Source organism: Nocardia arseniciresistens (genome assembly GCF_046764875.1).
GTDB classification, from domain to species: Bacteria; Actinomycetota; Actinomycetes; order Mycobacteriales; family Mycobacteriaceae; genus Nocardia; species Nocardia arseniciresistens.
This window is the reverse complement of the sequence record NZ_JBKORD010000013.1, coordinates 33,620-58,402: the sequence shown is the minus strand read 5'-3', so window position 1 is coordinate 58,402 and position 24,783 is coordinate 33,620. Positions and strand designations below refer to the sequence as shown.

Sequence of the window (24,783 nt, the reverse complement as noted above, 5' to 3'; positions counted from 1 at the left end):
CTCAGTAGTCATGCAGCAGAACGCACCCATGAAACGCGCCGCTGTGCTTGCGCTCGCCGCAGCCACTCTCGCCATCCCAGGATGCTCGACCACGGTGACCGAACCCGCTCCGGCCGGCGAGGCCTCCGTCGCATCGACGGAGGGTGTCACCCGGTACCCGATCACCCTCGACAATTGCGGCAAGACCTACGACTACGCCGAGGCCCCCGAACGGGTCGTCGTCATGAACGGCGGTTCCGTCGGTGAGGTCTCGTCGCTGCTCGCGCTCGGTGTCGGCAATCGGATCCTGGCCAATGCCCAGTCCTACGGCTCCTCCGATGTCCCGGGCCGGGCCTCGGCCATCGATGCCCTCCCGACCCGCGGCATCACCTACAACAGCCTCCAGGACATCCCGCGCGAGGCAATGCTCGCACAGCACGCGGATTTCGTGATCTCGACCGGCGGGGGCGGATTCTCCGCCGATCAGGGCTTTGCCACCCGCGAGCAACTGGCCGCCGCGGGCGCCAATACCTATGTGCCCCGCGCGAACTGCGGCGTGACCGGTGCGGTGACCGGCACACCGACTGTCGAGGACAGCTACGCGATGCTGCGCGATCTCGGCACTGTGTTCGACGTGCCGGGTCGCGCCGAGCAGCTCATCGACGATTCGAAGCGCAAGATAGCCGACACCGTGGCGAAGGTGGCCGCGCAGCCCAAAAAGAATGTGCTGCTGGTCTTTCCTGGTATGGGCATGGGTGACTCGAGCGATTTCTCGGCCATCGCGGCGGGCGGCATCTGGAACGACATCCTGGAGAAGGCCGGTGCGGTGAACCCGTTCCACCGCACGGACGGCACCACATTCGTCACGATCAGCAAGGAGCAGCTCGCCGTCACGCCGATCGATGGCCTGATCGTGGTGAACTATCGCAATCCCGATATCGACGCGGCGGCCCGGCGAATCCTCGATCAGTTCCCGCAGTGGAATGCAACCAGGACCAAGAACTTCGCGGTGCTCGCGGATTCGATCTACCTCGGGCCGAGCAATGACATCGCGGTGGACAAGATCGCCCGCCTCGTGCACCCCGAGCAGTTCTGATGACGCCCACCGCCGCGCCATCATCGCGGCGCTTACCCGGATCCCGTCCACAGCGCCTCGGTTCACGGCTGTCGCGAGGCCGCTCGGACCGAGCTCGCGCTCCGTTCGCGGCGACACCGCTACCGGTCCTGATCGCCGCATCGGCCGCCCTGCTCTGCGCGGTGATGCTGGTGTCCATCAGTGCGGGCTCGGTCACGGTCTCCCTTGCCGACACCTGGCGGGTGATCTTCGCCCATGTCTGTGGGAAGAGCCCCGATGTGGGATTCACCGTCGATCAGATCGTGTGGAACTACCGGTTGCCGCGCGTCATCCTCGCCGCGCTGTGCGGCTGTGGTCTGGCCGTCTCCGGCGTGATTCTGCAAGCGCTGGTGAACAATCCGCTCGCCGACCCGTACGTGCTCGGCCTTTCCTCCGGTGCCTCGCTCGGCGCGGTTACCGTCATGGTTTCCGCGGGGGCCGCGCTCGGCGGCGTCGGCGTCTCCACCGTCGCCTTTTTCGGCGCGATCCTCACCGCCGCAGTGGTATTCGCACTCGGACAGCGTCGCGGCACCCTGGTGCCCATCCGCCTTGTCCTTGCCGGTGTCGCCGTCGGCTACCTCTTGCTTGCCGCGACGAACTATCTCCAGTTGCGCGCTACGCCGAACGGACTACGCGCGGTGATGTTCTGGACCATGGGCAGCGTCGCGGGGGCCGGTTGGGATCGACTCGGCCCGGTCGCCGTGGTGGTGCTGCTGGCCGTCGCCGTCGCGCTTGCCTTCGGAAGGCGGCTCAATGTGCTCGGCACCGGTGACGAACAGGCGACCGCCCTCGGCGTCGATGTGCGCACGACTCGAATGATCCTGCTCGTGCTCGCCTCCCTGCTGACCGGCGTACTGATCGCCGTTGCGGGCGGAATCGGGTTCGTCGGCTTGATGATTCCGCATCTGGTTCGGCTGAGCTTCGGAATGGACCATCGTCGCGTGTTGCCCTTGTCGGCATTGCTCGGCGGCTGCTATCTCGTTGCGGTGGATCTACTTTCACGCACGGTCGACGCGCCGAACGAGCTGCCGCTCGGGATCTTCACCGCCGCATTCGGCGCACCGTTCTTCCTCTGGCTGCTGCGCCGCGACGGTGGTCCGGCATGACGACCGCCGAACTATCGGTCGCAGGGGTGAGCGTTACTTTCGGCGATGCTCCCGCACTCGATACGGTGACGATGCACGCACCCGCTGGCGCGATCGTCGGTGTCGTCGGGCCGAACGGCAGCGGAAAGACGACGCTGCTGCGCACGATTTATCGTTCGCTGCGACCGGAGAGCGGCGCGGTGCTGATCGACGGCGCCGATATCACCGCGATGTCCGTGCGCGCCGCCGCACGCACCACCGCGGCGGTCCTACAGAGCGGTGCGGGGGCACCGGAGCTGACCGTCGCGGAAATGGTCGGCCTCGGCCGCAATCCACACCACGCCTTGTTCAGCCGCGATAGCGGCGATGATCGCGAGGCCGTCGCCGCGGCGATGGACCGGACCGGTGTGACCACATACGCCGACCGCTCCGTCGGCTCGCTCTCCGGCGGCGAACGCCAACGAGTCCTGCTGGCCCGAGCGCTCGCCCAGCACCCACGCCTGCTCGTCCTCGACGAACTCACCAACCATCTCGACGTGCGCGCCCGCTTCGAACTCCTCGACCTGGTCCGCTCCACCGGCATCACCACGCTGGCCGTCCTGCACGAACTGGACCTGGCCGTCCGCTGCTGCGACCACCTGGTTGTCCTGAATCATGGCCGAGTGGTCGCCACCGGCCAGGTACTGGAGGTCATGACCCCCGACCTACTGCGCACCGTCTTCGGCGTCATCGCCACCACCGAACGCCACGACGACGAAATAGTCCGAATCCACTACGCCGCTCGTCCCCTCGCGCCCGCACCGTGACACCCAGCACACCGACCGCACATCGGACCGGAGTAGGACGCTCAGGTGATGCTGGCGCTCATGCCACCGGAGATGGTCACGGCCTCGCCGTTGAAGTGGCGGCCGTGCTCGGACACCAGCAGCAGCGCGGCCTCGGCGACCTCGGCAGGGTCGATGAGGCCGCCGTTCGGTGGGCCGGAATTGAACATCTTCATGGCGTCTTCGCGGGTCGGATTCTCGATGTCCGGCATAAGGAATCGCCACATGTCGGGATTCTGGATCATGTCGGTGTCCACGCCAGAGGGCAGTATCGCGTTGACGGTGATCCCGTACTCGACGACCTCCAGCGACAGCGATTTGACCAAACCGAGCACCGCCCATTTGGCCGCCGAATAGTGGCCCGCGCTCTTGGCGCCCATCCGGCCGACGATGGAAGAGGTCGCGATGATTCGGCCCCAGCGGCGTTCGATCATGTACGGCACTACGGCACGAAAGCTGTGGAAGACGCCGGTGAGGTTGACGTCGATCATGTCCTGCCAGATCTGTTCGTTCATCTCCGCGATGGGCGAGTTGGACGAGATACCCGCGTTGGCGATCAGGATATCGATGCGCCCGAATTCGTCGATGGCCTGCTCGGCGACCGCATTCATTTCGGGCCCGCTGCGCACGTCGGCCTTGATCGCCAGGCAGCGGCGACCCGATTCCCGCACCAGCTCGGCGGTTTCGGCGAGGTCGGAGTCCGAACTCAGCGGATAGGGCACGGTAGCGATCGGTGCTGCGATATCGCACACCACGATGTCCGCGCCGGCCGCTGCGAGCGCCACCGCGTGGGCGCGGCCTTGGCCGCGCGCTCCACCGGTGATCACAGCTACTTTCTCGTCGAGACTTTCCATCGGTCTACCCCTTATCAACGTGTTGTCCGGCAAGGCCCAGCACCACGCTGAACACATCTCCTCCATCGGCGCGTTCATCCTCGGCGCCTCGATGCTGCCATTCGTCTGGAACGTCTACAAGAGCTTCCGCTACGGCGCGGCCGCGTACCGACACCGCTGCGCCGGACACCGCCGCACCATAGTCGGGCACCCTCGCTAGGGTCGTGCGGTGACAGCACCTACCGAGCGCACCTACGACGGGCGGCCTGTCGCGGATCGCAGGGCCGAGCGTCGCGCGCAGTTCCTCGCCGCCGGCCTGGAGGTATTCGGTGAGAGCGGCTATCAGGACAGTTCGATCACCGCGCTGTGCCGGGCCGCCGGGCTGGCCCGCAGCCAGTTCTACGAGCACTTCCACAACCGCGAGGAACTGCTGCTCGCGGTTTTCGACATGATCCAGGAGGAGACGAGGCAGGCGGTTGCCGAGGCCGGCGGCCCGACCGAACCGGGCGACGGGGTCGGCTGGGCGCACGCCACCGTACGGGCCTATGCCGAATCGCTCGGGCGCGATCCGCGCAGGGCAAGGATCTCGCAGATCGAGATCGTCGGCGTCAGCGAGCGGGTCGAACAGCGCCGCATCGATCAGCGCGAGGAATGGATGACGTTCTTCGCCGATCAGTGCAGGCGCGCCCTCGGACCGGACTTCGTACCGCCGGGCGGCTACCGCGCGGCCGCGACCGGATTCATCGGTGCGCTGAACGCCCTTGTGCACCAGTGGAGCACGGGCGACTCGCGCACCGATCTGGTGGCCGTCACCGAGGTGCTTACCCGCTTCCTGACCAGCCTGACCAGCGTCAGCGAGTAGCGCGACCAGTCGTCGCCCGAATGTTCTCCCGCACCGCGACCAGGTCCGGGTAGCCGTTGACGGCCATCAGCAGATCCGCCTCGGCCAGGATCATCCGCAGCACGTGGACCAGGCCGGGTACCCCGGCCAGCGCAAGGCCATAGACATACGGGCGACCGATGCCGACCATCGTCGCGCCGAGCCCGAGCGCCTTGACCACGTCGGTGCCCGACCGCACACCGGAGTCGAAAAGCACCGGTACCCGGTCATCGCAGGCCGCCACCACGGCGGGCAGTGTCTCGAGCGCGCTGAGTCCGCCATTGGCCTGCCGCCCACCGTGATTCGAGCAGTAGATGCCGTCGACGCCGTGATCGATCGCGCGGCGCGCATCGTCGTGGTGCGAAATGCCTTTGAGCACAATCGGCAAGTCGGTCAAGGACCGTAGCCACTCCAGGTCCGACCAGGACAGCGGGTTACCGAAGGTCTGAATCCAATTCAGGATGATCGACTGCGGGTCGTCGGACCCCACCATCTTCTGGAACACCGGGTCGGAGGTGTAGTTCTTCAGCACGTGCCCGCGCAGCTGCGGGAAGTTGCCGGTCGCGAGGTCACGCGGGCGCCAGCCGGGAATCCAGGTGTCCAGGGTGACCGTGATTCCGCGGTACCCGGCCGCCTCGGCGCGGCTCACCAGGCTCGCGGCGAGGTCGCGATTCTTGGGCGTGTAGAGCTGGAAGAAACTGGGGGTCGCACCAGCGTGTGGGACGACCTCTTCCAACGGATCCTCCATCAGGGTGGAAAAGAACGCGGGCACACCGGTTTGCGCGGCGGCCTTCGCGACCGCGATGTCACCGTGCTTGTCGCCGACCAGACCGATCACGCCGACGGGGGCCATGAAGATGGGGCTGGGGAACGTGTGCCCCCATGCGGTGACCGACAGGTCACGCTCGGTCGCGCCGACCAGCATCCGCGGCACCAGACCCCAGTCCGCGAAGGCGTCCACGTTGCGCCGCTGTGTCAGCTCGTCGCCCGCACCACCGGCAATGTAAGAATGCAGCGAATCGGGCAGCGCGGCGGCGGCCTTCGCTTCGAGAGTGGCGTAGTCGGCAGGGAACTCGGGTGGATGCCCGCCGAGCGCACCGAAATAGATCTCGTTCTGATAATCGGCGAACGCCATCGTTGCGTCTTTCCGTCGGCGGGCTGGACGATAGGAGGGTCGAGCCTCCATCGCCGAATATTAGACGCTAATGTCCATCATCAAGGCCGGAGCACTCGCGAAACTTTCGGCGACGTCGCAGCGAAGGAGGCTGTGCAATACATCACAGTTTTGCAGGCCGACCGGCCGCCCGAGGCGGTGTCCGGAACTGAAAACAGATTGTGAGTCCTACGCCGTGGATCCCGACAATCTCGACAGACAAAGCGACCACGACACCGTCCTGGCCTGTCAGATCATGAGCATGCCGCTGCGCCGTTTGGTGCGCCATGCGCTCGGTCTCTCCGAGGAGTCGATGGACCTACTCACCGCGGTCACCGACCGGCTCCGGACCGCGGAGGGCGCGCTGGCCGACCCCGCCACCCTTGGTGAGTGGTAAACCCGATCCGCTGACCCGGCAATCGTGGGTTTCCGGGGCCGAGGACGCGGCCACTCGGTCACCGCTTCCGCGCTCACGCCGTGAATCTAAAACATGTTTCCGTTTACCCGATGCGCAAGTGTGCTCGGAATGGTTTCATAGTGTGCAGAAGAGATCACACCCTGTGATCGAGCACGCGTGGAGGATTCGTGAACGGTCAGCTTCCCGCTCCCGATCTGCTCGGCACCCTCACCGCGACCATGCAGGACCCGATTCCCTATGTCAGTTCCACACCGAATGGTGCGATGGTCGAGTTCACTCGCCGTCGGTTGCGGAGATCCCGGTCGGATGATCGGGAAAACGAGACCCGCTGGGCGAGTGCGTTTCCCGCGCTCGTCCAGCCTGGTCGGCGCGGCGATGCCGGTCGTAGCGCCGAGAACAGCTGGGCGGGTGTATCTTTCGCACCCCTCCGGCTCCGTCGGCGCGGCGATGCCGGTTGCCGCGCCGACGGATTCACCTGCCGTCACGCACGGGTGCGGCCGAGGAGGTGCCGCAGGGTCGATTCCAGGTCCGGAGTGCGGAAGGTGTGACCGGCCGATTCCAGTCGAGCGGGTGCGACACATTGGCTGGCCGCCGCCAGTTCCTGCGCACCCTGCGCGCCGAGCAGCAGGCCGGGACCGAATTCGGGGACCGGAAGCAGTGCGGGCCTGTGTAATACCGTGGCCAGGATCCTGGTGTAGTCGATATTCCGAACTGGTTGTGGCGCAACGGCATTGACCGGTCCCGACAAATCGCCGTGCCACAGCGCCCGGTGATAGACATCCACCAGATCGTCGATCCCGATCCAGGAAAGCCACTGGCTGCCGTCACCGATGCGACCGCCGAGGCCGGTGGCGAACAGCGGACGCAATAGCCGCAACGTGCCGCCCCTCGGCGACTGCACGATCCCGGTCCGCACCGATACCACCCTGACTCCGGCCTCGGACGCCGGGACAGTGGCCGCCTCCCATTCGGCGACGACATCGGCGAGAAACCCATCACCACGAGAAGCGTTCTCGCGCAACACTTCATCGCCTCGGCGGTGGCCGTAGTAGCCGATGGCCGAAGCGCTGACGAAGGTGGGCACTCTCGCGCGGCCTGCGAGTTCCGCGAGCTTGCGGGTCGGGCCGATGCGACTCTCGACGATCGCGCGCTTGTGCTCATCGGTGAATCGACCCGCGATCGAGGCACCCGCCAGATGCACCACCGCATCGACGCCGTCGAACAGATCAGCGGCTGGATCGGCTGGGTCCCAGCGCCTTTCATTCGCATTGCTCGGCGCGTGGCGAACCAAACGGATGACGGTATGCCCACCTGTGGTCAGGAACGCCGCCAGCGCCGAGCCGACCAATCCGGAGGCACCTGTGACCGCGACAGTCGACGAACCGAAACCCGCGCGCGCCGCTCGGCCGTGCGCGGCCAGGTCGTCAGCGATCTGCCGATATCGATACTCGAACATCGAACGCAGCGCGAACGCGGGCACCGGCGTCGCCACGCGGTCGACGATCCGCGTGTGCCCGTCGTCGACGACCTCGAAATCGTGCGTATGCCGCCAGCGCAGCAGCAGACCGGCGGGCAGCGAGCCGAGGCCGTCGACGGCGACCGAGTCGACGAACCGACGCGGCGGTTCGTAGCCTGCCGCATCGTGCTGTGCGACCCAGCGCAGCCCGCCGGGCAGGCCGAGAACCGCCCGACCGTCGCGCAACGATTTCGCCTCGGCCAGCAGCGACACCGGCTGCCATGGGGGCGCCAGCCGGGCGAACGCCCCTGGTCTGCCATGCCAGTCGAAGACCTCGGCCCGGGGAACGGCGACAATGCTCGAACACACGATGCCCATATCCCGACTGTAATCACCACCGGCGATCCGACCGCCCGCGCCGACATCGGATGAGCGGGTCGCGCGGTCTCACATCACGAACGGAATGAGAGCCTTGCGGTCGGTCGGGTAGTCGGCGAACTTCTCGCGGTACCACCTGTGGGTGGCGAAGGCGCGCGGCACCAGGTTGCCAGCGGTGATCAGCAAGATCACCACACCGGCCAACGACCAGGTCAGCAGCGCGAAGCCCGCCCAGGCGATCAGCTCGCCGAGATAGGCGGGGCTGGTGACGAATCGGAAGCCGAAGCCGTACGGGATCCGGTATTCCGTCGCGCCGGGGTTGTCCTTGTCGCGCAGGTTGCGCACGATCGCCTCGGAGCGGACCAGCAGGATGAATCCGCAAAGATAGACCACGACGCCGACGAGGAAGCGCGGATCGGTCAGCCAACCGGTGTCGTACTGGTGTTTGTAGTCGTGGCTGAAGAACGCGCCGTTGAGGTAACCGTGCAGAGCCGTCACGAACATGCCCATGCCGAGCACCGAGACGTTGAAACTGCCGCGCTTGCCGGGCACCTGCCGGATGGACAGCGGAAAGAACCAGCCGCGGTTCCCGTAGTGCAGCAGCCAGATCAGCGCGAGCACCACCGATGTCGGCTCGAACCGGTTCGGCCCGCTCAGATAGAACACCGCGAACACCACCGTCGCGGGAATTTCCATCAACAACCAGCCGAGCTTCGGGTTGAGATTGAAACCGATCTTCGTCGTCGCGAAGCGGCCGTACGGACTCTGCGCGAAAAGCCCTCCGACCAGCACGAAGGCCGCGAACCCGAAGGCGATCGTCAGCACCGTATCGTAGGCGGTGTTCCCGGTGTACCAGTCCATCGAGATCCTTTGTCGAGCGTCGCGCCGGGTAGTTCCGCTGACTTCCGACGCCAAAATTAGAACATGTTCTACCATGTGTTCGAGTCACGACCCGCGACAACGGAGGAACTGTCATGCCGCTGGATCCGACGGCCGCCGAGCTACTTGCCGCCGTACAGGCCTCACCGCGCGCCGTCGCCGCACATGACCGCGCGGCCTGGGTAGGACTGTTCGGCGCCGACGCAGCCGTCAACGATCCGGTCGGCTCGCGCCCGCACATCGGCCGAGCCGCGATCGAGCGCTTCTACGACACGTTCATCGGCCCGAACACGATCACCTTCCAGGTCGACCACGATTTCGTCAGCCCGCCCACCGTGGTCCGAGATCTGCTGATCCAGACCACGATGTCGACCGGCGCGACCGTCGTCGTCCCGATGCATCTGCGCTACGACCTGGTCGAAGAAGACGGCGTCTGGAAGATCACACGCCTTGCCGCGCACTGGGAATTGGCGGCGATGATCATGCAATTGCTGCGCACCGGCCTCCCGGGGCTCGCGGCCGCACTGAAACTCGGACCACAGCTGATCGCCAACCAGGGCCTCGACGGTGCCGCCGGGATGATGCGGGGACTCCTCGGCGTCGGCCGCGCGGGCAAACGCGTTGCGACCCGGTTCCTCTCCGCCGCCGCGGCGACGGATATCGGCCGGGTGCGCGGCATGCTCGACCACAACAGCGTCATCGAGCTACCAGCGGGCACGCCCATCTCGGTCGAGCAATTCACGAACCGAGTGCGGAATATGAAGTGGGACAAGCTGATCGCCGCAGGGCGCGAAGTTTCCGCCAGTGTCGACTTCGATACCATCCACGGCGTCGCGATCATCGAGTTCGCCACGGGTGCAACGCGAATCACCGCGATCCGGATTTTCACCGACGCCTGATCCCTCGCCGCATGGCATCGAGCATTGTCTCGATCGGGCCGCTCGAATAGCCCGGATCAGGACGCTTGGTCGTCCGCGTCACGCACATGCCCCGGCTGCTCGAAGCCGGGACCGGGGCGCGGATCGACATCGCGCGGATCGATCGGTTCATGGCAGTGCTCGCACACCAGGATCGGCGCGGTCGGATGCCCGCACGAGCGGTGCTCGAAAATCAGCGGCGGGCCACCTGGATCGGCGAGGTGCCGATCGCCCCAGGCCATCATGGCCATGATCGTCGGATAGAGCTCGCGCCCACGCGCGGTGAGGCGATAATCGATGCGCCTGCCGCCTTCGTCGATGCGCTCGAAGATCTCCGCATCGACCAGCAAGCGCAGCCGGTTGGTCAGCAGGTTGCGGTTGGTGATGCCGACATTGCGGGCGAATTCGCTGAACCGGTGCACCCCGAAAAACGCCTCCCTGAGCACAAGAATCGTCCAGCGATCACCGAGCAGCTCGACGACACGCTGTACCGAGTCGTTCACTGGGGGCCGGATGCTCACCAGCCCATACTCCCATCTCCCTTCGATGGTATTGCAATCTTACTGACGGTAGGATATCAATACCGTCATAGAACGAAGGTCCCACGGCGGCTCCTGAGCCGGATTGGTTCGATAACCATGACGACGAGCGAACAAACCGACAGCGCGGACATCTATCGGCAGCTGCTCGACCCTGCGGTACGCGCGAACCCCTACCCGACATTCGCCGAGGTACGAGCGGGCGGGCCATTCCGTATCGGCACCGCGCCGGTCGTCATTCTGTCGAGCCACGCGGACTGCACGGCGATGTTGCGCAACCCTCATGCGAGTGTCGACCGCTCATTGACAAAGCTGCAACTCGAAACCATACCGACTCTTACGGGCGCGGGCGGCTCGAAAGATGGTGTCCGCGTGCGGAAGCCGTCGTTCCTTTTCCTCGATCCGCCCGACCACACCCGGCTGCGCAGGCTGGTGTCCAAGGCCTTCACACCACGCGTCGTCGCGCAATTGGAGCCGAGGATCACCGAGATCGTGGACGACACGCTCGACCGGGTCGCCGAGACCGGCATGTTCGATGTCGTTGCCGACCTTGCCTATCCACTGCCCGTCACCGTCATCTGCGAATTGCTCGGCGTGCCGCTCGCCGACGAGCCACGCCTGCGCCAGTGGTCCGCACTGCTGGCCCGCACCCTCGACCCGACGTCACGCTCAGCTGCCGCACATCGGGTCGACCCCGATGAATTACAGACGGCCGGAACGGAATTGAACGATTACTTCGAAGAGCTGACCCGGCGCAGGCGCGGCAACCCAGGACCGGATCTACTGTCGGAGTTGATCGCCGCCGAAGACGCGGGCGATAAACTCACCCATGACGAACTCATCTCCACCTGCGCGCTGCTGCTCATCGCGGGCCACGAAACCACGGTCAACCTGATCTCCAACGCGGTTCTCGCGCTACTGCGTCATCCCGACCAGCTCGCCGCCGTGCGCACGGATCCGGGGCTGGCCGCCGGTGTCATCGAGGAAACGTTGCGCTACGACCCACCGGTGCAACTGATGCCGCGAGTCGCGGCGGCCGACCTGCGGATCGGCGACATGGACATCGAACAAGGCGACCTGGTCATCATGCTGATCGCCGCCGCACAGCGCGATCCCGCGGTCTTCGCCGAGCCGGACCGTTTCGACCCCACCCGCGACACCCGCCATCTGGCCTTCGGGCTCGGCGCGCACTTCTGTCTCGGCGCACCCCTGGCCAGACTCGAAGGCCGTGTCGCGGTGACCAGGTTCGCACAGCGAGTGCGATCACCCAAGTGCACCGTCGATCCGCCGCCGTACCGCGCGCACGTCAATCTGCGTGGCCCCGTGGCGATTCCGCTCGATTTCGCCGGGATCACACCGCGACGGTAGCTGCGGCGACGCTGTCGGTGTGAGCGCCCCAGACGGCGCGGGAGCCGGATTCGCCGACTCGAAACACCTGTGTGCCGGCCGCGATGCCGCAGCCGATCGCGAGCACGGCGATCACGGCGGTGATGACCCGGCTCAGCGGCCTCTCGCGCTGTTCACGCAGGTGGACGACGATGAGTAAGGCGGCGACCAACAGCAACGGGACGACGAAATAGATCATCGTCGCGCCGAGGTCGGCATGGATTTCGATGGCGGGCGCGGAACCGAGCCGATGCTCGAGCGATTCGCCCGCGTCGATGGTGAGCGGTGTCAGCGCGACGGTCACCGCTGCGAGCGCGGTGACCAGCCAGATCAGCCGACGGCGAGCCGCGGGCCATAGCGCGGACAGAATCAGTAACACCGAGGTCAACGGCACGAACACCACGATCACATGGACCAAGAGCACGTGCGCGGGTAGACCGTTGATCGTCGACATGAGGGCATCTCCTCGGTTCTCGACCGCCACGGCGGCGCCAGCCCAACTATCTCCCTCACCTCACGTCTTACAGCGGCGCCCGGTTCATCGACGTGCCGCATGCCGGTGGAGTAGCCCTCGTGGTCGGGGCCAGACAACAATGGGCATGTGGGCATGACATGAATGGGGTGATCACACCCGGTTTCGGATTGGCCGCGGTGTGCACGGTCATGATCGCGGGTGCGACGGTGGTGTACCTGGCTGCCGGGCTCGGCGGTGCGCTGGTCGTGCCGCGCGCGGCCTTGCGTGGGGCGGCGCAGTTGGCGGTCGTCGCGTTGGTGTTGGCCGCGGCGCTCGCTCAGTTGTGGTCTTCGATTGCGGTGCTGGTGGTGATGTTCGGTGCGGCGGTGGTGACTTCGGCGCGTCGTGCGAATGCCGGGAGGTCGGCGGCATGGGTGGCACTTGCGATCGGCTGCGGGCTCGGCAGCGTGCTGCCCCTGCTGCTTGTCACCGGTGTCGTTCCGCTCGAAGGTGTGGCGTTGGTTCCGATCGGCGGGATCGTGCTCGGTGGCACGATGACCGCGACCTCACTCGCCGCCAGGCGCGCGCTCGATGCGATCGAGCAGCGGTGGGGTGAGGTCGAGGCCGCGCTGAGTCTGGGGTTGAGCGAACGCGACGCGCGACTGGAGGTGGTCCGGCCGACCGCGGCGGACGCGTTACTTCCCGGCATCGACCAAACCCGCACGGTCGGCCTGGTCACCCTGCCCGGCGCCTTCGTCGGTGTGCTGATCGCAAGCGGCTCCGCCATTCAGGCCGGGGCCGTGCAGATCCTGGTGCTGATCGCCCTGCTGATGGCCCAATCCGCTGCCGTCGCGATCACGATCGAACTCGTCTCCCGCACCAAGATCCGCCGCTCGACCGGCACACCGGGCCCACTCCCCTCGGCCGGAAAGTCGACACTCAGACTCTCGTTCCCGAGCGGCTCCTGACAACAGATTCCGCTGACATGAACGGGCGCAAACGATTTGGAGCTACTGCGCGCGGAGCACGACGATGCCGGGAGTGGACCGAACATAGTCGGTGAAGGGTGAGTCGACCACCTTGTTGTCGGTGGCGAGGGAGGACGCGTTGCGGAAGACGGGGCCGGTGGGAGTCATGACGAAGATGCCGACGTGGGTGACGTCCAGGCCCGGCCGGTCGGCGTAGGCGGCGATGTAGTCGCCGGTGCGAAGTCGGCCGATGACATTCTCGTCGACGGCGGCGCTCGGGATGTAGGTGATGGCGCGGTCGACCACCGGCAGGCCGGGCAGGTAGCTCCCGCCGCCGGCCTTCGCGTTGAGATGCTCGTCCACGGTGACCGCGGCCGGGCCGAGCGTTGCGGTGATGTCGGTGGCGGCGATTCTGGCGGTGTGCGACCAGTCGGTGAAGAAGTGTTTGCGTTGCAGGAAATCGATTCGACCATCGGTGTAGCGCGTCTCGATCAGGTTCGCAACGAACTGGTCCCGATCCGCGGACCTGGTCATGGCTTCGACATAGTCGAGATAGGTGAAGCAGTCCACCCGACGGAAGTCGATGACCAACTGTTCGGGCTCGGTCGCCGAACCGACGAGCATGCCCGCGCCGTAAGGCGTGCCGAGGAACTGACCCGACAGCAACTCGATCAGCTCACCTTTGCTCCGCCCGCTTCCACGCAACGCCAGCAGCTCATCGATCTTCCTCGCCGTGACGTCATCGATATTCACCGCGCTCGGCACGGCGCCCGCCACGGGCAACATCGGCGCGGCGCCGCAGGCGAGGACCAGCACAACGAGCACTACCCGAGCAACGGTGCGCAAGACGCCCTCCAGCGGTGAACAGTTGGTCGATACACATGAGCGACACTCACGGTAACCCGCCATCGAACCTCAGACTGTCAGTTGGTCGGCGGCGACGCCGACTTATCGGCAAGGAGTTGCGAGCCGGCTACGCGAATGCGCGTAGGAAGACGGTGCTCGGCTGCGTCGCTCGTCGTAGTCGATCGCGCATCCGAGGGGACGCATGGGCTCTCGCGGGTGCCGTAGGGTCACGGCATGGTTCTGCGGGCAGTGTCGCGACAGCTGTCCGGCTGGTTCTCGCGTCGGCCTGTCTGGTTCTCGGATGTTCTGCTTGCGTTGTTCGTCACCGTGATTCAGGTTCAGAGTGCGGCGATCCCGGTGCCGCTCGAGCCGGTCCCGACGCCGGTATCGGGCTTCGGATACGCGCTGCTGGTCGTGAGTGGCGTGGCCATCGTCGCTCGCCGTCGGCGACCTGTCCTGGTGTTCGCTGTTACCGCGTCGGCCAGCCTGATCTATTTCGGTCTCGACTTCCCCGACCGGCTGTCCTACCTCAGCCTCTTTGTCGCGCTGTACACCCTCGCCGCCTACGGCGACGGGCGCCGAACGCTGCGGATCGCCGGTGTGGGGACCACAGTCCTTGCCGTCGGCTGGCTGATCGCCGCGGCGGATATCGAGCCACGCGTGGCCATCGGCTGGGTGTTCTTCCGGATCGGCGCGTCGGTGATCAGCACAATTCTCGGCGAGTCCGTCCGATCTCGCCGGGTCATCGCCGCCGATGCGCAAGAACGGGCTGAACTGGCGGAACGATCCCGCGACGAGGAGACCAGGGCGCGGGTCGACGCCGAACGGCTGCGGATCGCCCGCGAAGTCCACGACACCGTCGCCCACGCCATCGCCATCATCAACGTGCAGTCCGGCGTCACCGCACACGTGCTCGACAAGCGACCGGAACAGGCCCGCGAGGCACTGCGCATCATCGAGAAGACCAGTTCGCGGGCACTGCACGAGATGCGAACCATCCTCGGCGTCCTGCGCGACGGCGACGACCGCGAGCCCTATCCCGGTCTCGACCAGATTCATGAACTCACCGACAAGGCCCGCGACGCCGGGATCGACATCGAAATCGAGCAGACCTCGCCGCTGCCGTCGCTACCGAGCGCGGTAGACAGCGCCGCGTATCGCATTGTGCAGGAATCGATCACCAACGTGATCCGCCACGTCGGCCCGACCCGAGTGACGGTGACGCTCGAACCCAGCGTCGACGCCCTGCGGATACAGGTGATCGACGAAGGCCGCCGCGCCCCAGCGCACGTCCCGGTTCGTACCGGCAACTCGGCCACGACCGGCCGCGGGATCGTCGGAATGCGCGAACGCTGCCAACTACTCGGCGGCGAACTCGACGCGATGTCGCGTCCCGGCGGCGGCTTCGAGGTCACCGCCCACCTGCCGCTCGCCCCGGTAGGGTCGCGCTTGTGAACTCCACGTCGCCGATCAAGGTGCTGCTCGCCGACGACGAACGCCTGGTCCGCTCCGGCTTCAAAGTTCTGCTCGACCTGGAAGATGACATCACGGTGGTCGGTGAGGCCACCAATGGCGCGGAAGCCGTCGAATTGGCCCGCACCACCCGCCCCGACGTCGTACTCATGGACATCCGCATGCCACGGCTCGATGGGATACGCGCTACCGGCCAGATCGCCGCGATCAGCGGGATGGAGCAGGTCAGGGTCCTCATCCTCACCACCTACGACACCGACGACAACGTCTTCGAGGCCTTACAAGCAGGCGCGAGCGGGTTCCTGCTCAAGGACGCCGGCCCCGCCGAACTCCTGCACGCCATCCGGGTGATCGCCGCCGGTGACGCGCTGCTCGCCCCCAGGATCACCCGCCGCCTCATCAGCCAGTTCGCCGTGCAGCGCAGGGCCGCCAAGTCCGCCGAGGACCGGCTCGCGGTGCTGACCGACCGTGAGCGCGAAGTGCTGGCACTGGTGGGGCAGGGCATGAGCAACGACGAGATCGGTGCCGCGTTGTTTCTCAGCCCGGCCACCGCACGCACGCATGTCAGCCGCGCGATGGTGAAACTGGGTGCCCGCGACCGCGCGCAGGCGGTCGTGATCGCTTACCAGACCGGACTGAGTCACTTCACCCCGTAGCGATGAGCGGTTCATCCCGGCGGAACCGACAGCCGAGAGCGGGATCGGCTTCGTTCGCGCTCCCCGTCGGATGCGCTGTCGGCTACGACGAGCGGCGTAGCCCATCGCAATTTTCCTACGTGCGTTCACGTAGACAGTGACTCCCACCGCCCGAAGCGAAGCATGTCCGGTCCGCGCGACCATCAACGGCATGATCATAGATATCGAACCAGAACCTGCACTCCCCCTTGCTGATCCGCACTCATCGACCGCGAGAGGACAGGCGTCGTGAGGTTTCCACTGGTGATATTCGCGAGCGTTGCCGCGCTCGGCCTCGGTGCATGCAGTGCGGCGGCAACTCCCACTCCCGATGAGGCACAGGTCGTGCCGCCCGAGAGCTCGGGCCCATCGACCGGCTTCGATCCTGCGAAACTACAGTCCGCCCTGGACGGCGTTCACCACGCGGGAATGCCGGGGGTGTACGCCGAGGTGCGCGCGGCCGACCAGGTGTGGCGCGGCGCTTCCGGGGTCGCCGACATCACGACCGGCAGCCCTATCCGCCACGACATGCTCCAGCGCGTCGGCAGCATTACCAAGACCTTCGTCGCCGCCGCGATCATGCAGCAGGTCGAGCAGGGTCGAATCGGGCTCGACGCGCCGATCGGCGACTACCTGCCGCAACGGGTCCCGGGAGAGCGCGGCAAGCAGATCACGGTCCGGATGCTGCTCAACCACACCAGCGGCCTCGCCGAGTACCTCCCCTATGCGTTCCCGTCCCTCGCGGGTTTCCCTTCCTCGGCGGATATATCGCCCAAGAGCCTCGACGACCACCGGTTCACACAGTTCAACCCGGTCGAGCTGATCGACATGGGCGTCAAGGCTCCCGCCACTGGCGAGCCGGGAAGCACACCGGGGGTGTACTCCAACACCAATTACTTCCTGCTCGGCCAACTCCTGGAGCAGGTGACCGGTACCACGACCGCGAAGTACATCACCGAGAACGTCATCGAGCGCGCCGGGCTGCAACACACCGCGTTTCCGGACGGGCCGGACATCAATGGGCCGCACTCACAGATGTACGAGGCGATGTACGGCTTGATCGACCCGCCGCGCGACTACAGCGTCTACAACATGTCCTGGGTGGAGCCGGGGGCGGGCCTGATATCGACCGTGGAGGATCTCAACCGCTTCTACGGCAAGCTGCTCGGCGGCGAGGTCGTGAACCAGTCATCGCTTGCGCAGATGCAGCGGACCGTCCCGGTCATCGCCCAGGACGGGCGGACGATCGACTATGGCCTCGGTCTGCACAAGACCCAGGTCCCCGGTTGCGGCACCTTCTGGGGCCACGACGGCACAGTCTTCGGCGCTCTGACGTTCTCCTGGACCCGCGCGGACGGCAAGCGGCAGATGTCCGTCGCGATGAACCTCGTGCGGTGGAACAAGCTGGACCCGGCGGGGAGTCCGCAGCCCCACCCCATCGACGACGCGCTATCGACCCTCCAGCAGCAAACAATGTGCGGTAACTGAAAACGGTCCGGAACTGTCAGTTCCGGACCTTTTTCGTCACCAGGACAGCCGAGTGGAACGGACCTCTGCGATGGTCCGGCCGCGGCGGCGCCGGAACAGGCTGCGCAATGTGCCCGCGTTCAGGTAGCCGACCTTGACCGACACCGAGTCGACGGTCAGTGCGGTCGACCGCAGCAGATGAGTGGCGCGCTCCAAACGCACCTCATTGACGAAATCGCGTGGAGACATTCCGATTTCGGCTTGAGTGGCACGCTGCAGGCTGCGTTCTGTGACACCGAGTTGATGCGCGGCGTCGGCGATACTGAACTGATCGGCAATATGGTCGCGCACCCAGCGCTCGAATCCGGCGACCACTGAATCGTGCCGGGCGATCACCTCGGGGATCGCGTAGTCGATCTGCCGCCGCCGGTCCCCGAACACCAAATATTTGGAGGCCAGTTCGGCCAGCGCAGGACTCTTCGCGGCGATCAGCGACAGCGCGAGGTCGAGGTGCGATAGTGCGGCCCCCGCAGTCGTGAGCCGATTCGCTCGGCACAGCGTCTGGCCCTCGTCCAGCTCGATTCTCGGATACCTGCGACGGAAGGCGGGGCCGAGCCACCAACTGGTGGTCGCGGGCGAACCATCCAATACACCGGATTCCGCGAGATAGAAGGTGCCGGTGCAGGCCGCCGCGAGGTGGGCGCCAGATGCACGGGCCTGCGCAATCCGCTCCAATACCAACCGATTCGAGGGTGCGGAGACTGCTTCGATCAGCCCTTCCGCATCGAGGACGCGCACCGCGGGCACGATCATCAGCTCGAAGCCGTCGGAAAGCTCGGTCAAGGGTGTCGTCGGCACCAGGTGGCCATACGCCGAACGCACCTGATCACCCATAGACACCGTGCGTACATTCCACGGTTCTGGTGCCATCTCCAACTCACCACGCAGCGAGTTCGCGGTGCCGAACGCTTCCAGCACGGCGGCGAGTCCGAAGTCGGCAACCTCGTCCTGAACGAAGACGGCAACTTCCATGTCGCAAACAGTACTGAATATGTCGTTCCCGACACTCTGCTCGGCGAAAAAAGCGCTCTAGTGTTCCTACTACGTTGCGCCCGGCAGCAAGTCCCCACCCTCCACCAGGCGCGCCGCACGATTGCCGGCCCCGGTAGTCGCACCAGGTTCAGTCCACTGCGGAGTCCTCTTGACCATCATCAAGACCATCGGTATGCATCACGTCCGGCTGACCGTCACCGACATCGACCGCTCCAAAGCCTTCTACCGCGATGTCCTCGGCTTCGAGATCGCCGCGGAGTCGCCGGGTAGACCGGAGGATCCGCAGGTACGCACCGATCCCTTTCAGTTGTACGGCGGCGTCGTATTCCAGACCAACGGAATACTGTTCGGGCTGCGCCCCGTCGCCGCCCCGACCGACCGGTTCGACTCCGAACGAGTAGGACTGGACCATCTCAGTTTCACTGTGCCGTCGGTGGACTATCTCATCCAGACCGCCGCCCGACTGGCCGATGCCGGTATAGAACACGGCGAGGTGATCACGATGGAAGCGTTCGGCATCGCCATCCTGTCGTTCAGTGATCCGGACGGCATACATCTCGAACTCACAGCATCACTGTGACAGCACAATGTAGGCACCCAATGTTGCGAAAACGTCCAGCCGACATCGAGAACGTAGGACCGCTACTACCGAGCACCAGCGAGTTGCTATCCGCATTGAGGGGTCAGCAGGTCCACGGGCACGTGCGCGAGTGGTCATGCGATCTGGTCCAGTTGCACCGGATGCGGCGAGAACATCCGCAATCCGCGGCCGTGATCGACTGTCTCCGAGCCGAATTGGTCGCAAAGATCAACGGCTGGACGATGGAGCAGCTGTCCGGCCCGATCTCTGAGGGTCGTCTCGATGCGAACCTCGGCGATGTCATCGATCGCATCGCGGCCACGGCGGACCAGGCATTTCACTTGCTTATGACCGATGATCCGGCCGGCGAGCGAATGCATACGACGTGGACCCTGCTGGCCGAATTGTCCATCGCCTACGGCGATTTGGTCCGCGAAGCGGCGGACGGGCGCTGGTGCCTCTACCCGCACGCCAAAAGACGGTAGGCGCCCCTGCGATGGGAGCCATCCGTGAACTCGTCTACCGCTAGCTGTGGAATTCGGCGGTGGCGACGGTCCAGGCGTGCGCTTGGTCGCTGAGTGTGAAACCGAGTCCTGGCCGGTCGGATAGATGCATGCGGCCGTCGCGGATCTCGAGGTGTTCGTTGAACAGTGGGTCCAGCCAGTCGAAGTGTTCGACCCACGCCTCGAGTGGATACGCCGCGGCCAGGTGCAGGTGGATTTCCATGGCGAAGTGCGGTGCGAGTTGGAGATGGTTGTGCTCGGCGAGGGCCGCGAGCTTCAGGAATTGAGTGAAGCCGCCGATGCGGGGTGCGTCGGGCTGGATAATATCGACCGAGCCCGCCTCGATCAGGCGGACGTGTTCACCGACGCTGGCGAGCATCTCTCCGGTCGCGATCGAGGTGTCGAGATTGCGGGCGAGTTGGGCGTGTCCTTCGGCGTCGTAGGCGTCGAGGGGTTCCTCGATCCAGACAAGGTTGAACTCTTCGAAGATCCGTCCCATTCGTTGCGCGGTGGGGCGGTCCCATTGTTGGTTGGCGTCGATCATCAGTGGTATATCGTCGCCGAGATGTTCGCGCACCGCGGTCACACGCGCGATGTCGAGTTTCCAATCGGGCTGACCGACTTTGAGTTTGATGCCGCCGATTCCCGCGTCGAGCGACCGGACGGCGTTGTCGATGACCTCGTCGATGGGGGTGTGCAGGAATCCACCGGAGGTGTTGTATGTCCGCACCGAATCACGATGTGAGCCAAGCAATTTCGCCATCGGTAGTCCGGCACGCTTCGCCTTGAGATCCCACAGCGCGATATCGACGGCGGCAATTGCCTGGGTGGCGACACCGCTGCGGCCGACAGAGGCGCCCGCCCACTGGAGTTTGCTCCAGATCTTCGCGATATCGCTGGGGTCCTCGCCGATCAGGACAGGCGCGATCTCCTGGGCGTGAGCGAACTGCGCGGGGCCGCCCGCGCGCTTGGAATAGCTGAAACCGATACCCGCATGGCCTGCGGCCGTGCTGATCTCAGCGAAGAGGAACACCACTTCGGTCATCGGTTTCTGGCGGCCGGTCAGTACCTTCGCGTCACTGATGGGGTTGTTGAGCGGCAATACTATCGAGGACAGCTTCACGTGCTCGATACGGTCGAGCGTCGCCGCACCAGAAGTGAACGCCGCGAGCGCGGCGGGGGGAGCCGACGGAATAGCCGGCTTGTTCACGACGGTCGAACTGGACATGGTGTGCTCCTGAGGTTGGCATCGTTGCCGAGAATGAGGGTGTTCGAACTAGCTGGGTTCGCGCAAAACGCCGTCGACGCGCCGCCAGATTCCCAGTGGGTTGTCGCCGCGAAGTTCGCTGGGCAACAGTTGTTCTGGAACGTTCTGGTAGGCGACCGGTCGCAGGAATCGTTCGATGGCGCGACTTCCCACCGAGGTGGTCGCGGGTGCGGAAGTGGCGGGGAACGGTCCACCGTGGACTACCGCGTGACCGACTTCGACACCGGTCGGCCAACCGTTGAACAGCACTCGGCCCGCGAGCAATTCGAGCTGATCGACGAGCGGGCGGGCAAGAGGGTAGTCCGACGGTGCCGCGTGCACAGTCGCTGTCAGCTGGCCTTCCAGGCGGTCGATAATCAGCGGGAGCAGCTCGGTGTCACCGACGCGCACGATCACCGAGGCAGGCCCGAACATTTCGTTCCGCAGGTCGTCATCGACGAGAAAGTGTTCGGCGGTGGTGACGAACAGCCGTGCGACACCTTGACAGGCAAGGGAATTGTCGTCTGCGCCGCGGGCGGCGACGGTGACGTTCGACGTGTGGGTAACACGGTTGACGCTGCGCTCGAAGTTCGTCGCTAGACCGGGAGACAGCATCGGTGCGGCTACGGTAGCCGCTACGGCAGCGGTGGCCGCGCGCAGGAACTCATCCGCGCCGGGGCCATCGATGAGGAATAGCACGCCGGGGCTGGTACACAGCTGTCCGACACCGACATTCATCGAGGCGATGTAGGACGCGCCGAGTTCGCCGGCGCCCGCGGCGAGCGCTCCCGGCAGCACGAATACTGGGTTGATACTCGACATCTCCGCGTAGACGGGGATCGGAACAGGCCGCGCTGCCGCCGCTGCCAGCAAGGCCAGTCCACCTTGCCGGGATCCGGTGAAACCCACCGCGCGAATGCGCGGGTCGGTGACCAGGGTGATGCCGACTTCGGGTCCGGGGCCGGAAAGCAGCGAGAAGGTGCCTTCGGGCAGTTCATGGGTGCGCACCGCGTTGCGGATCGCGCGGCCCACCAGTTCGGAGGTACCCGGGTGGGACGGGTGGGCTTTCACGATGACCGGCGCTCCCGCGGCCAATGCCGAGGCAGTGTCACCGCCGGCGACAGAGAACGCGAGCGGGAAGTTGCTCGCCGCGAACACCGCGACAGGCCCCACCGGCACTTCTCGTTGCCGCAGATCAGGTTTCGGCAATGGGGTGCGGTCCGGGTCGGCGGTGTCCAGGCGCGCGTGGGTCCAACTACCCTCGCGCACCACGGCGGCGAACATTCGCAATTGTCCTGTGGTACGGGCGATTTCGCCCTGAACGCGACCGATGGGTATGCCGGTTTCGGCGTGCACCCGTTCGATCAGCACCGAGCCGAGTGCTTCGATTTCCTCGGCGATGGACTCGAGGAAAGCCGCCCGCTGTTCCAAGCCGGTGTGGCGGTAGGTAGCGAACGCCTCCCATCCGAGCGCGGCGGCCCGGTCGATCTCGGCTGCAGAGGCCTGATGGTAGGTGGGTTCGAGGGCACTGCCGGTCGCCGGATCGGTCGCCTGAAACGCGGTGCCGGTACCGGTGACGTCGTCATTGCCGATGAGGTTCGAACCGGTCAGTTCAACAGCGTGCGCGGTCGTCATCCGTTCACCTTCTTTACGAGGTCGGCCAACTCGGCCAATTCGATGTCATCGAGGTCGGTCAGTGGCACCCGCACCGGTCCGGCATCGCGGCCGATGACCTTCATGCCGCCCTTGACAATGCTGACCGCATAGCCTTCCTTGCGGTTGCGCAGGTTGCAGTACGGGATCACGAACTCATTGAGTGCGTTGACCACGAACGCGGTGTCATTACTGCGCAGTGCGGCGTAGAAGTCGAGCGCGAACTGGGGTACGAAATTATAGATTGCCGAGGAGTAGGTGGTCACGCCCAAGGCCAGATAGGGCAGCGCGAACATCTCGGCGGTGGGGAGCCCGCCGATGTAGGTCAGGCGGTCACCCATCGTGGCGTAGATCCGCGTCATCAGTTCGATATTGCCGACACCGTCCTTGAAGCCGACCAGGTTCGGGCAACTATCGGCGAGTTCGGCGACGGTGGACTCGGAATACACCGCGTTGGCGCGGCTATAAATGGTGACTCCCAGATCGGTCGCGGCACAGACCTGCTTCACATGGGCGATGAGGCCATCCTGACTCGCCTCGGTCAGGTAGGGCGGAAACAGCAGAATCCCTTGCGCGCCAATATGTTGCGCCGATTTCGCCATCTCGATGGCGGTCCGGGTGCCATAACCGGCCGGAGCGATCACCGGCACCCCCGCGGGAGCTTCCCGCACTGCGGCCATCACGACCTGTTCCACTTCGGCGGGACTGAGCGAGAAGAACTCACCAGTACCGCCCGCGGCGAACAGTCCGGCCGCACCGAACTGGCCCAGCCAGCCGATGTTGTCACGATAGGCAGCTTCGTCGAAGGAATGGTCCGGCCGCAGGTGCGTGACGGGGAAGGACAGCAGACCCGAACCGAGCTGCTGGGCGATGTCCTGAGGGGAATCGGTCGTCATGGCGTTTCGGATCTCCTTGGTCGATAAGCCGCGGTGGCAATGCGGTGTTTCACCCAGGCTAGGGCGAGCTATCATTCCAGTCCAACACTTGATATGGATCAATTAATACTTGGAAGGTATTGAATGTTTTCGCTGCCGCAGCTCGCCCAGTTCGTCGCAGTCGCCGAAGAACTGCACTTCGGACGGGCTGCCGAGCGCCTGAACATGACACAACCGCCGCTGAGCAGGCAGATACAGCTATTGGAAAAAGACCTCACCGTTACGCTCTTCGACCGGTCGAGCCGCTCGGTGAAGCTCACTCCGGCCGGAAAGGCGTTCCTTGCCGACGCCCGGCGGCTGCTGCAGCAATCCCAACGCGCGGCACTGTCGGTGCGCAAAGCTTCCGCCGGCGAATCAGGTGTACTGCGGGTCGGATTCACCGGCGGCAGCGCCCACTCGGGACTGGCGACCGTGCTGGCCGCGGCACGGTCGACGATTCCCGACGTCGAGCTGGAATTGCGTGAGATGGTCACCCGGACCCAACTCGAGGCCCTGACCGACGGATCACTCGACCTCGGCATGGCCCGCCCCCCACTGACCCGCCCCGACCTGACTTCGCGCACCTTGATTCGCGAGCCACTGGTCGCGGCACTGCCCGCGAGTCACCCCCTGGCACATCTGGGGCAACCGGTCGAGATCAACGACCTGCACGGCGTCGAGTTCCTGATGTACGACCCGATCGAGGCACACTACTTCTTCGAGCTTTTGTCCTCGGTCTTCCATGACGCTTCGGTCGCGCCGGTGATAGTTCAACACCTCAGTCAGATCCACAGCATCTTGGCGCTGGTCCATCTCGGTTGGGGCGTGGCCGTCGTACCGGAGTCGGCGAGCAAGATGCACTACGACAATGTCGTCTACCGGCCGCTGACATTGACACGCCCGGCCCAGGTCGAACTCGATCTGGTCTGGCGCATCAACGACGAGAATCCGGTGCTGAGCCGGCTTCTCCCCGTTCTCAGCACGGACTGATCCACCGCAATCAATTCCTATTAGGTATCGCATGATCTGAAATCGGGCTTGGACTAGCATATGTCCCCGTGCGTACAGTCGCTTTCACTCGCCGATGTGACGTGAAGCACTGCACGCGCGG

25 protein-coding genes and 1 pseudogene are annotated in these 24,783 nt (G+C 65.3%); 15 read left to right on the top strand and 11 right to left on the bottom strand.

Annotated elements, in window-relative coordinates; translation table 11 throughout:
• Positions 1 to 28: 28 nt before the first annotated feature.
• The 3 genes from ACLMAJ_RS23705 to ACLMAJ_RS23695 are packed head-to-tail and all read left to right on the top strand — an operon-like array spanning position 29 to position 2,984.
• Entirely contained in the window at positions 29 to 1,075 is a 1,047-nt protein-coding gene (locus tag ACLMAJ_RS23705; RefSeq protein WP_412016009.1) for an ABC transporter substrate-binding protein, read from the top strand.
• Positions 1,075 to 2,199 carry a FecCD family ABC transporter permease gene (locus ACLMAJ_RS23700; RefSeq protein WP_412016008.1) on the top strand — a complete coding sequence of 375 codons (1,125 nt, stop codon included), beginning with the start codon at positions 1,075 to 1,077 and terminating at the stop codon, positions 2,197 to 2,199. The genes ACLMAJ_RS23705 and ACLMAJ_RS23700 overlap by 1 nt, the downstream gene beginning before the upstream one ends.
• Positions 2,196 to 2,984, top strand: a complete 789-nt coding sequence (locus ACLMAJ_RS23695; RefSeq protein ID WP_412016007.1) for an ABC transporter ATP-binding protein — start codon at positions 2,196 to 2,198, stop codon at positions 2,982 to 2,984. Before ACLMAJ_RS23700 ends, ACLMAJ_RS23695 begins: the two co-directional genes overlap by 4 nt.
• A 41-nt stretch (positions 2,985 to 3,025) precedes the next feature.
• Here the strand turns inward: ACLMAJ_RS23695 and ACLMAJ_RS23690 are convergent, their stop codons facing one another.
• Entirely contained in the window at positions 3,026 to 3,856 is an 831-nt protein-coding gene (locus tag ACLMAJ_RS23690; protein WP_412016006.1) for a mycofactocin-coupled SDR family oxidoreductase, read from the bottom strand.
• A 55-nt stretch (positions 3,857 to 3,911) separates the two neighbouring features.
• Here ACLMAJ_RS23690 and ACLMAJ_RS23685 point away from each other — a divergent pair.
• A pseudogene (locus ACLMAJ_RS23685) lies at positions 3,912 to 3,992 on the top strand (cytochrome c oxidase subunit I); the annotation flags it as partial.
• 72 nt (positions 3,993 to 4,064) lie between these two features.
• Positions 4,065 to 4,697: a TetR/AcrR family transcriptional regulator gene (locus ACLMAJ_RS23680; RefSeq protein WP_412016005.1), complete on the top strand. Its 633-nt coding sequence runs from the start codon at positions 4,065 to 4,067 to the stop codon at positions 4,695 to 4,697.
• On the opposite strand, the gene ACLMAJ_RS23675 is transcribed toward ACLMAJ_RS23680, so the two are convergent.
• Positions 4,687 to 5,850: an alpha-hydroxy-acid oxidizing protein gene (locus ACLMAJ_RS23675; protein ID WP_412016004.1), complete on the bottom strand. Its 1,164-nt coding sequence runs from the start codon at positions 5,848 to 5,850 to the stop codon at positions 4,687 to 4,689. The two genes, ACLMAJ_RS23680 and ACLMAJ_RS23675, sit on opposite strands and share 11 nt — an antisense overlap.
• A gap of 214 nt (positions 5,851 to 6,064) precedes the next feature.
• Between ACLMAJ_RS23675 and ACLMAJ_RS23670 the strand changes: the two genes are divergently transcribed.
• A complete protein-coding gene (locus ACLMAJ_RS23670; protein WP_412016003.1) occupies positions 6,065 to 6,265 on the top strand; it encodes a hypothetical protein in 201 nt (66 codons plus the stop codon).
• 502 nt (positions 6,266 to 6,767) lie between these two features.
• Here ACLMAJ_RS23670 and ACLMAJ_RS23665 read toward each other — a convergent pair.
• Complete coding sequence (locus ACLMAJ_RS23665) at positions 6,768 to 8,120, bottom strand: TIGR01777 family oxidoreductase (RefSeq protein WP_412016002.1); 1,353 nt, start codon at positions 8,118 to 8,120, stop codon at positions 6,768 to 6,770.
• A gap of 69 nt (positions 8,121 to 8,189) precedes the next feature.
• Positions 8,190 to 8,981: a phosphatidylethanolamine N-methyltransferase family domain-containing protein gene (locus tag ACLMAJ_RS23660; protein ID WP_412016001.1), complete on the bottom strand. Its 792-nt coding sequence runs from the start codon at positions 8,979 to 8,981 to the stop codon at positions 8,190 to 8,192.
• A gap of 113 nt (positions 8,982 to 9,094) precedes the next feature.
• Between ACLMAJ_RS23660 and ACLMAJ_RS23655 the strand changes: the two genes are divergently transcribed.
• Positions 9,095 to 9,898 (top strand): nuclear transport factor 2 family protein, encoded by an 804-nt coding sequence (locus ACLMAJ_RS23655; RefSeq protein ID WP_412016000.1) that lies wholly within the window; start codon positions 9,095 to 9,097, stop codon positions 9,896 to 9,898.
• Positions 9,899 to 9,954: 56 nt separating this feature from the next.
• On the opposite strand, the gene ACLMAJ_RS23650 is transcribed toward ACLMAJ_RS23655, so the two are convergent.
• The gene (locus ACLMAJ_RS23650) at positions 9,955 to 10,437 is read right to left on the bottom strand and encodes a winged helix-turn-helix transcriptional regulator (protein ID WP_412015999.1); all 483 of its coding nucleotides are present in this window, start codon (positions 10,435 to 10,437) and stop codon (positions 9,955 to 9,957) included.
• A 111-nt stretch (positions 10,438 to 10,548) separates the two neighbouring features.
• Between ACLMAJ_RS23650 and ACLMAJ_RS23645 the strand changes: the two genes are divergently transcribed.
• On the top strand, positions 10,549 to 11,823 hold the full coding sequence (locus tag ACLMAJ_RS23645) for a cytochrome P450 (protein ID WP_412016195.1): 1,275 nt from the start codon (positions 10,549 to 10,551) through the stop codon (positions 11,821 to 11,823).
• On the opposite strand, the gene ACLMAJ_RS23640 is transcribed toward ACLMAJ_RS23645, so the two are convergent.
• The gene (locus ACLMAJ_RS23640; protein ID WP_412015998.1) at positions 11,807 to 12,295 is read right to left on the bottom strand and encodes a DUF2231 domain-containing protein; all 489 of its coding nucleotides are present in this window, start codon (positions 12,293 to 12,295) and stop codon (positions 11,807 to 11,809) included. The two genes, ACLMAJ_RS23645 and ACLMAJ_RS23640, sit on opposite strands and share 17 nt — an antisense overlap.
• A gap of 158 nt (positions 12,296 to 12,453) precedes the next feature.
• Between ACLMAJ_RS23640 and ACLMAJ_RS23635 the strand changes: the two genes are divergently transcribed.
• Positions 12,454 to 13,263 (top strand): ABC transporter permease, encoded by an 810-nt coding sequence (locus ACLMAJ_RS23635; protein ID WP_412015997.1) that lies wholly within the window; start codon positions 12,454 to 12,456, stop codon positions 13,261 to 13,263.
• Positions 13,264 to 13,305: 42 nt separating this feature from the next.
• Here the strand turns inward: ACLMAJ_RS23635 and ACLMAJ_RS23630 are convergent, their stop codons facing one another.
• Positions 13,306 to 14,049: a DUF1460 domain-containing protein gene (locus ACLMAJ_RS23630; RefSeq protein WP_479725041.1), complete on the bottom strand. Its 744-nt coding sequence runs from the start codon at positions 14,047 to 14,049 to the stop codon at positions 13,306 to 13,308.
• 294 nt (positions 14,050 to 14,343) lie between these two features.
• On the opposite strand from ACLMAJ_RS23630, the gene ACLMAJ_RS23625 reads away from it, so the two are divergent.
• From ACLMAJ_RS23625 to ACLMAJ_RS23615, 3 genes are all read left to right on the top strand, one after another.
• Positions 14,344 to 15,564 carry a sensor histidine kinase gene (locus tag ACLMAJ_RS23625; RefSeq protein ID WP_412015995.1) on the top strand — a complete coding sequence of 407 codons (1,221 nt, stop codon included), beginning with the start codon at positions 14,344 to 14,346 and terminating at the stop codon, positions 15,562 to 15,564.
• On the top strand, positions 15,561 to 16,238 hold the full coding sequence (locus ACLMAJ_RS23620; protein WP_412015994.1) for a response regulator: 678 nt from the start codon (positions 15,561 to 15,563) through the stop codon (positions 16,236 to 16,238). Before ACLMAJ_RS23625 ends, ACLMAJ_RS23620 begins: the two co-directional genes overlap by 4 nt.
• 267 nt (positions 16,239 to 16,505) lie before the next feature.
• Positions 16,506 to 17,744: a serine hydrolase domain-containing protein gene (locus ACLMAJ_RS23615; protein ID WP_412015993.1), complete on the top strand. Its 1,239-nt coding sequence runs from the start codon at positions 16,506 to 16,508 to the stop codon at positions 17,742 to 17,744.
• A gap of 36 nt (positions 17,745 to 17,780) precedes the next feature.
• Here ACLMAJ_RS23615 and ACLMAJ_RS23610 read toward each other — a convergent pair whose 3' ends face one another.
• Complete coding sequence (locus ACLMAJ_RS23610) at positions 17,781 to 18,755, bottom strand: GlxA family transcriptional regulator (RefSeq protein ID WP_412015992.1); 975 nt, start codon at positions 18,753 to 18,755, stop codon at positions 17,781 to 17,783.
• 169 nt (positions 18,756 to 18,924) lie between these two features.
• Here ACLMAJ_RS23610 and ACLMAJ_RS23605 point away from each other — a divergent pair, with 169 nt between their 5' ends.
• Positions 18,925 to 19,356: a VOC family protein gene (locus tag ACLMAJ_RS23605; protein WP_412015991.1), complete on the top strand. Its 432-nt coding sequence runs from the start codon at positions 18,925 to 18,927 to the stop codon at positions 19,354 to 19,356.
• Positions 19,357 to 19,517: 161 nt separating this feature from the next.
• Positions 19,518 to 19,841: a hypothetical protein gene (locus ACLMAJ_RS23600; RefSeq protein WP_412015990.1), complete on the top strand. Its 324-nt coding sequence runs from the start codon at positions 19,518 to 19,520 to the stop codon at positions 19,839 to 19,841.
• Between the two features lie 40 nt (positions 19,842 to 19,881).
• On the opposite strand, the gene ACLMAJ_RS23595 is transcribed toward ACLMAJ_RS23600, so the two are convergent.
• Genes ACLMAJ_RS23595 through kdgD form a run of 3 tightly spaced genes read right to left on the bottom strand, consistent with a single transcriptional unit; the run spans position 19,882 to position 23,654 of the window.
• The gene (locus tag ACLMAJ_RS23595) at positions 19,882 to 21,087 is read right to left on the bottom strand and encodes an L-talarate/galactarate dehydratase (protein WP_412015989.1); all 1,206 of its coding nucleotides are present in this window, start codon (positions 21,085 to 21,087) and stop codon (positions 19,882 to 19,884) included.
• Positions 21,088 to 21,135: 48 nt separating this feature from the next.
• Positions 21,136 to 22,740, bottom strand: a complete 1,605-nt coding sequence (locus ACLMAJ_RS23590; RefSeq protein WP_412015988.1) for an aldehyde dehydrogenase (NADP(+)) — start codon at positions 22,738 to 22,740, stop codon at positions 21,136 to 21,138.
• Positions 22,737 to 23,654, bottom strand: a complete 918-nt coding sequence (gene kdgD, locus ACLMAJ_RS23585) for a 5-dehydro-4-deoxyglucarate dehydratase (RefSeq protein ID WP_412015987.1) — start codon at positions 23,652 to 23,654, stop codon at positions 22,737 to 22,739. The genes ACLMAJ_RS23590 and kdgD overlap by 4 nt, the downstream gene beginning before the upstream one ends.
• 123 nt (positions 23,655 to 23,777) lie before the next feature.
• Between kdgD and ACLMAJ_RS23580 the strand changes: the two genes are divergently transcribed.
• On the top strand, positions 23,778 to 24,662 hold the full coding sequence (locus ACLMAJ_RS23580) for a LysR family transcriptional regulator (protein ID WP_412015986.1): 885 nt from the start codon (positions 23,778 to 23,780) through the stop codon (positions 24,660 to 24,662).
• Positions 24,663 to 24,783 lie beyond the last annotated feature (121 nt).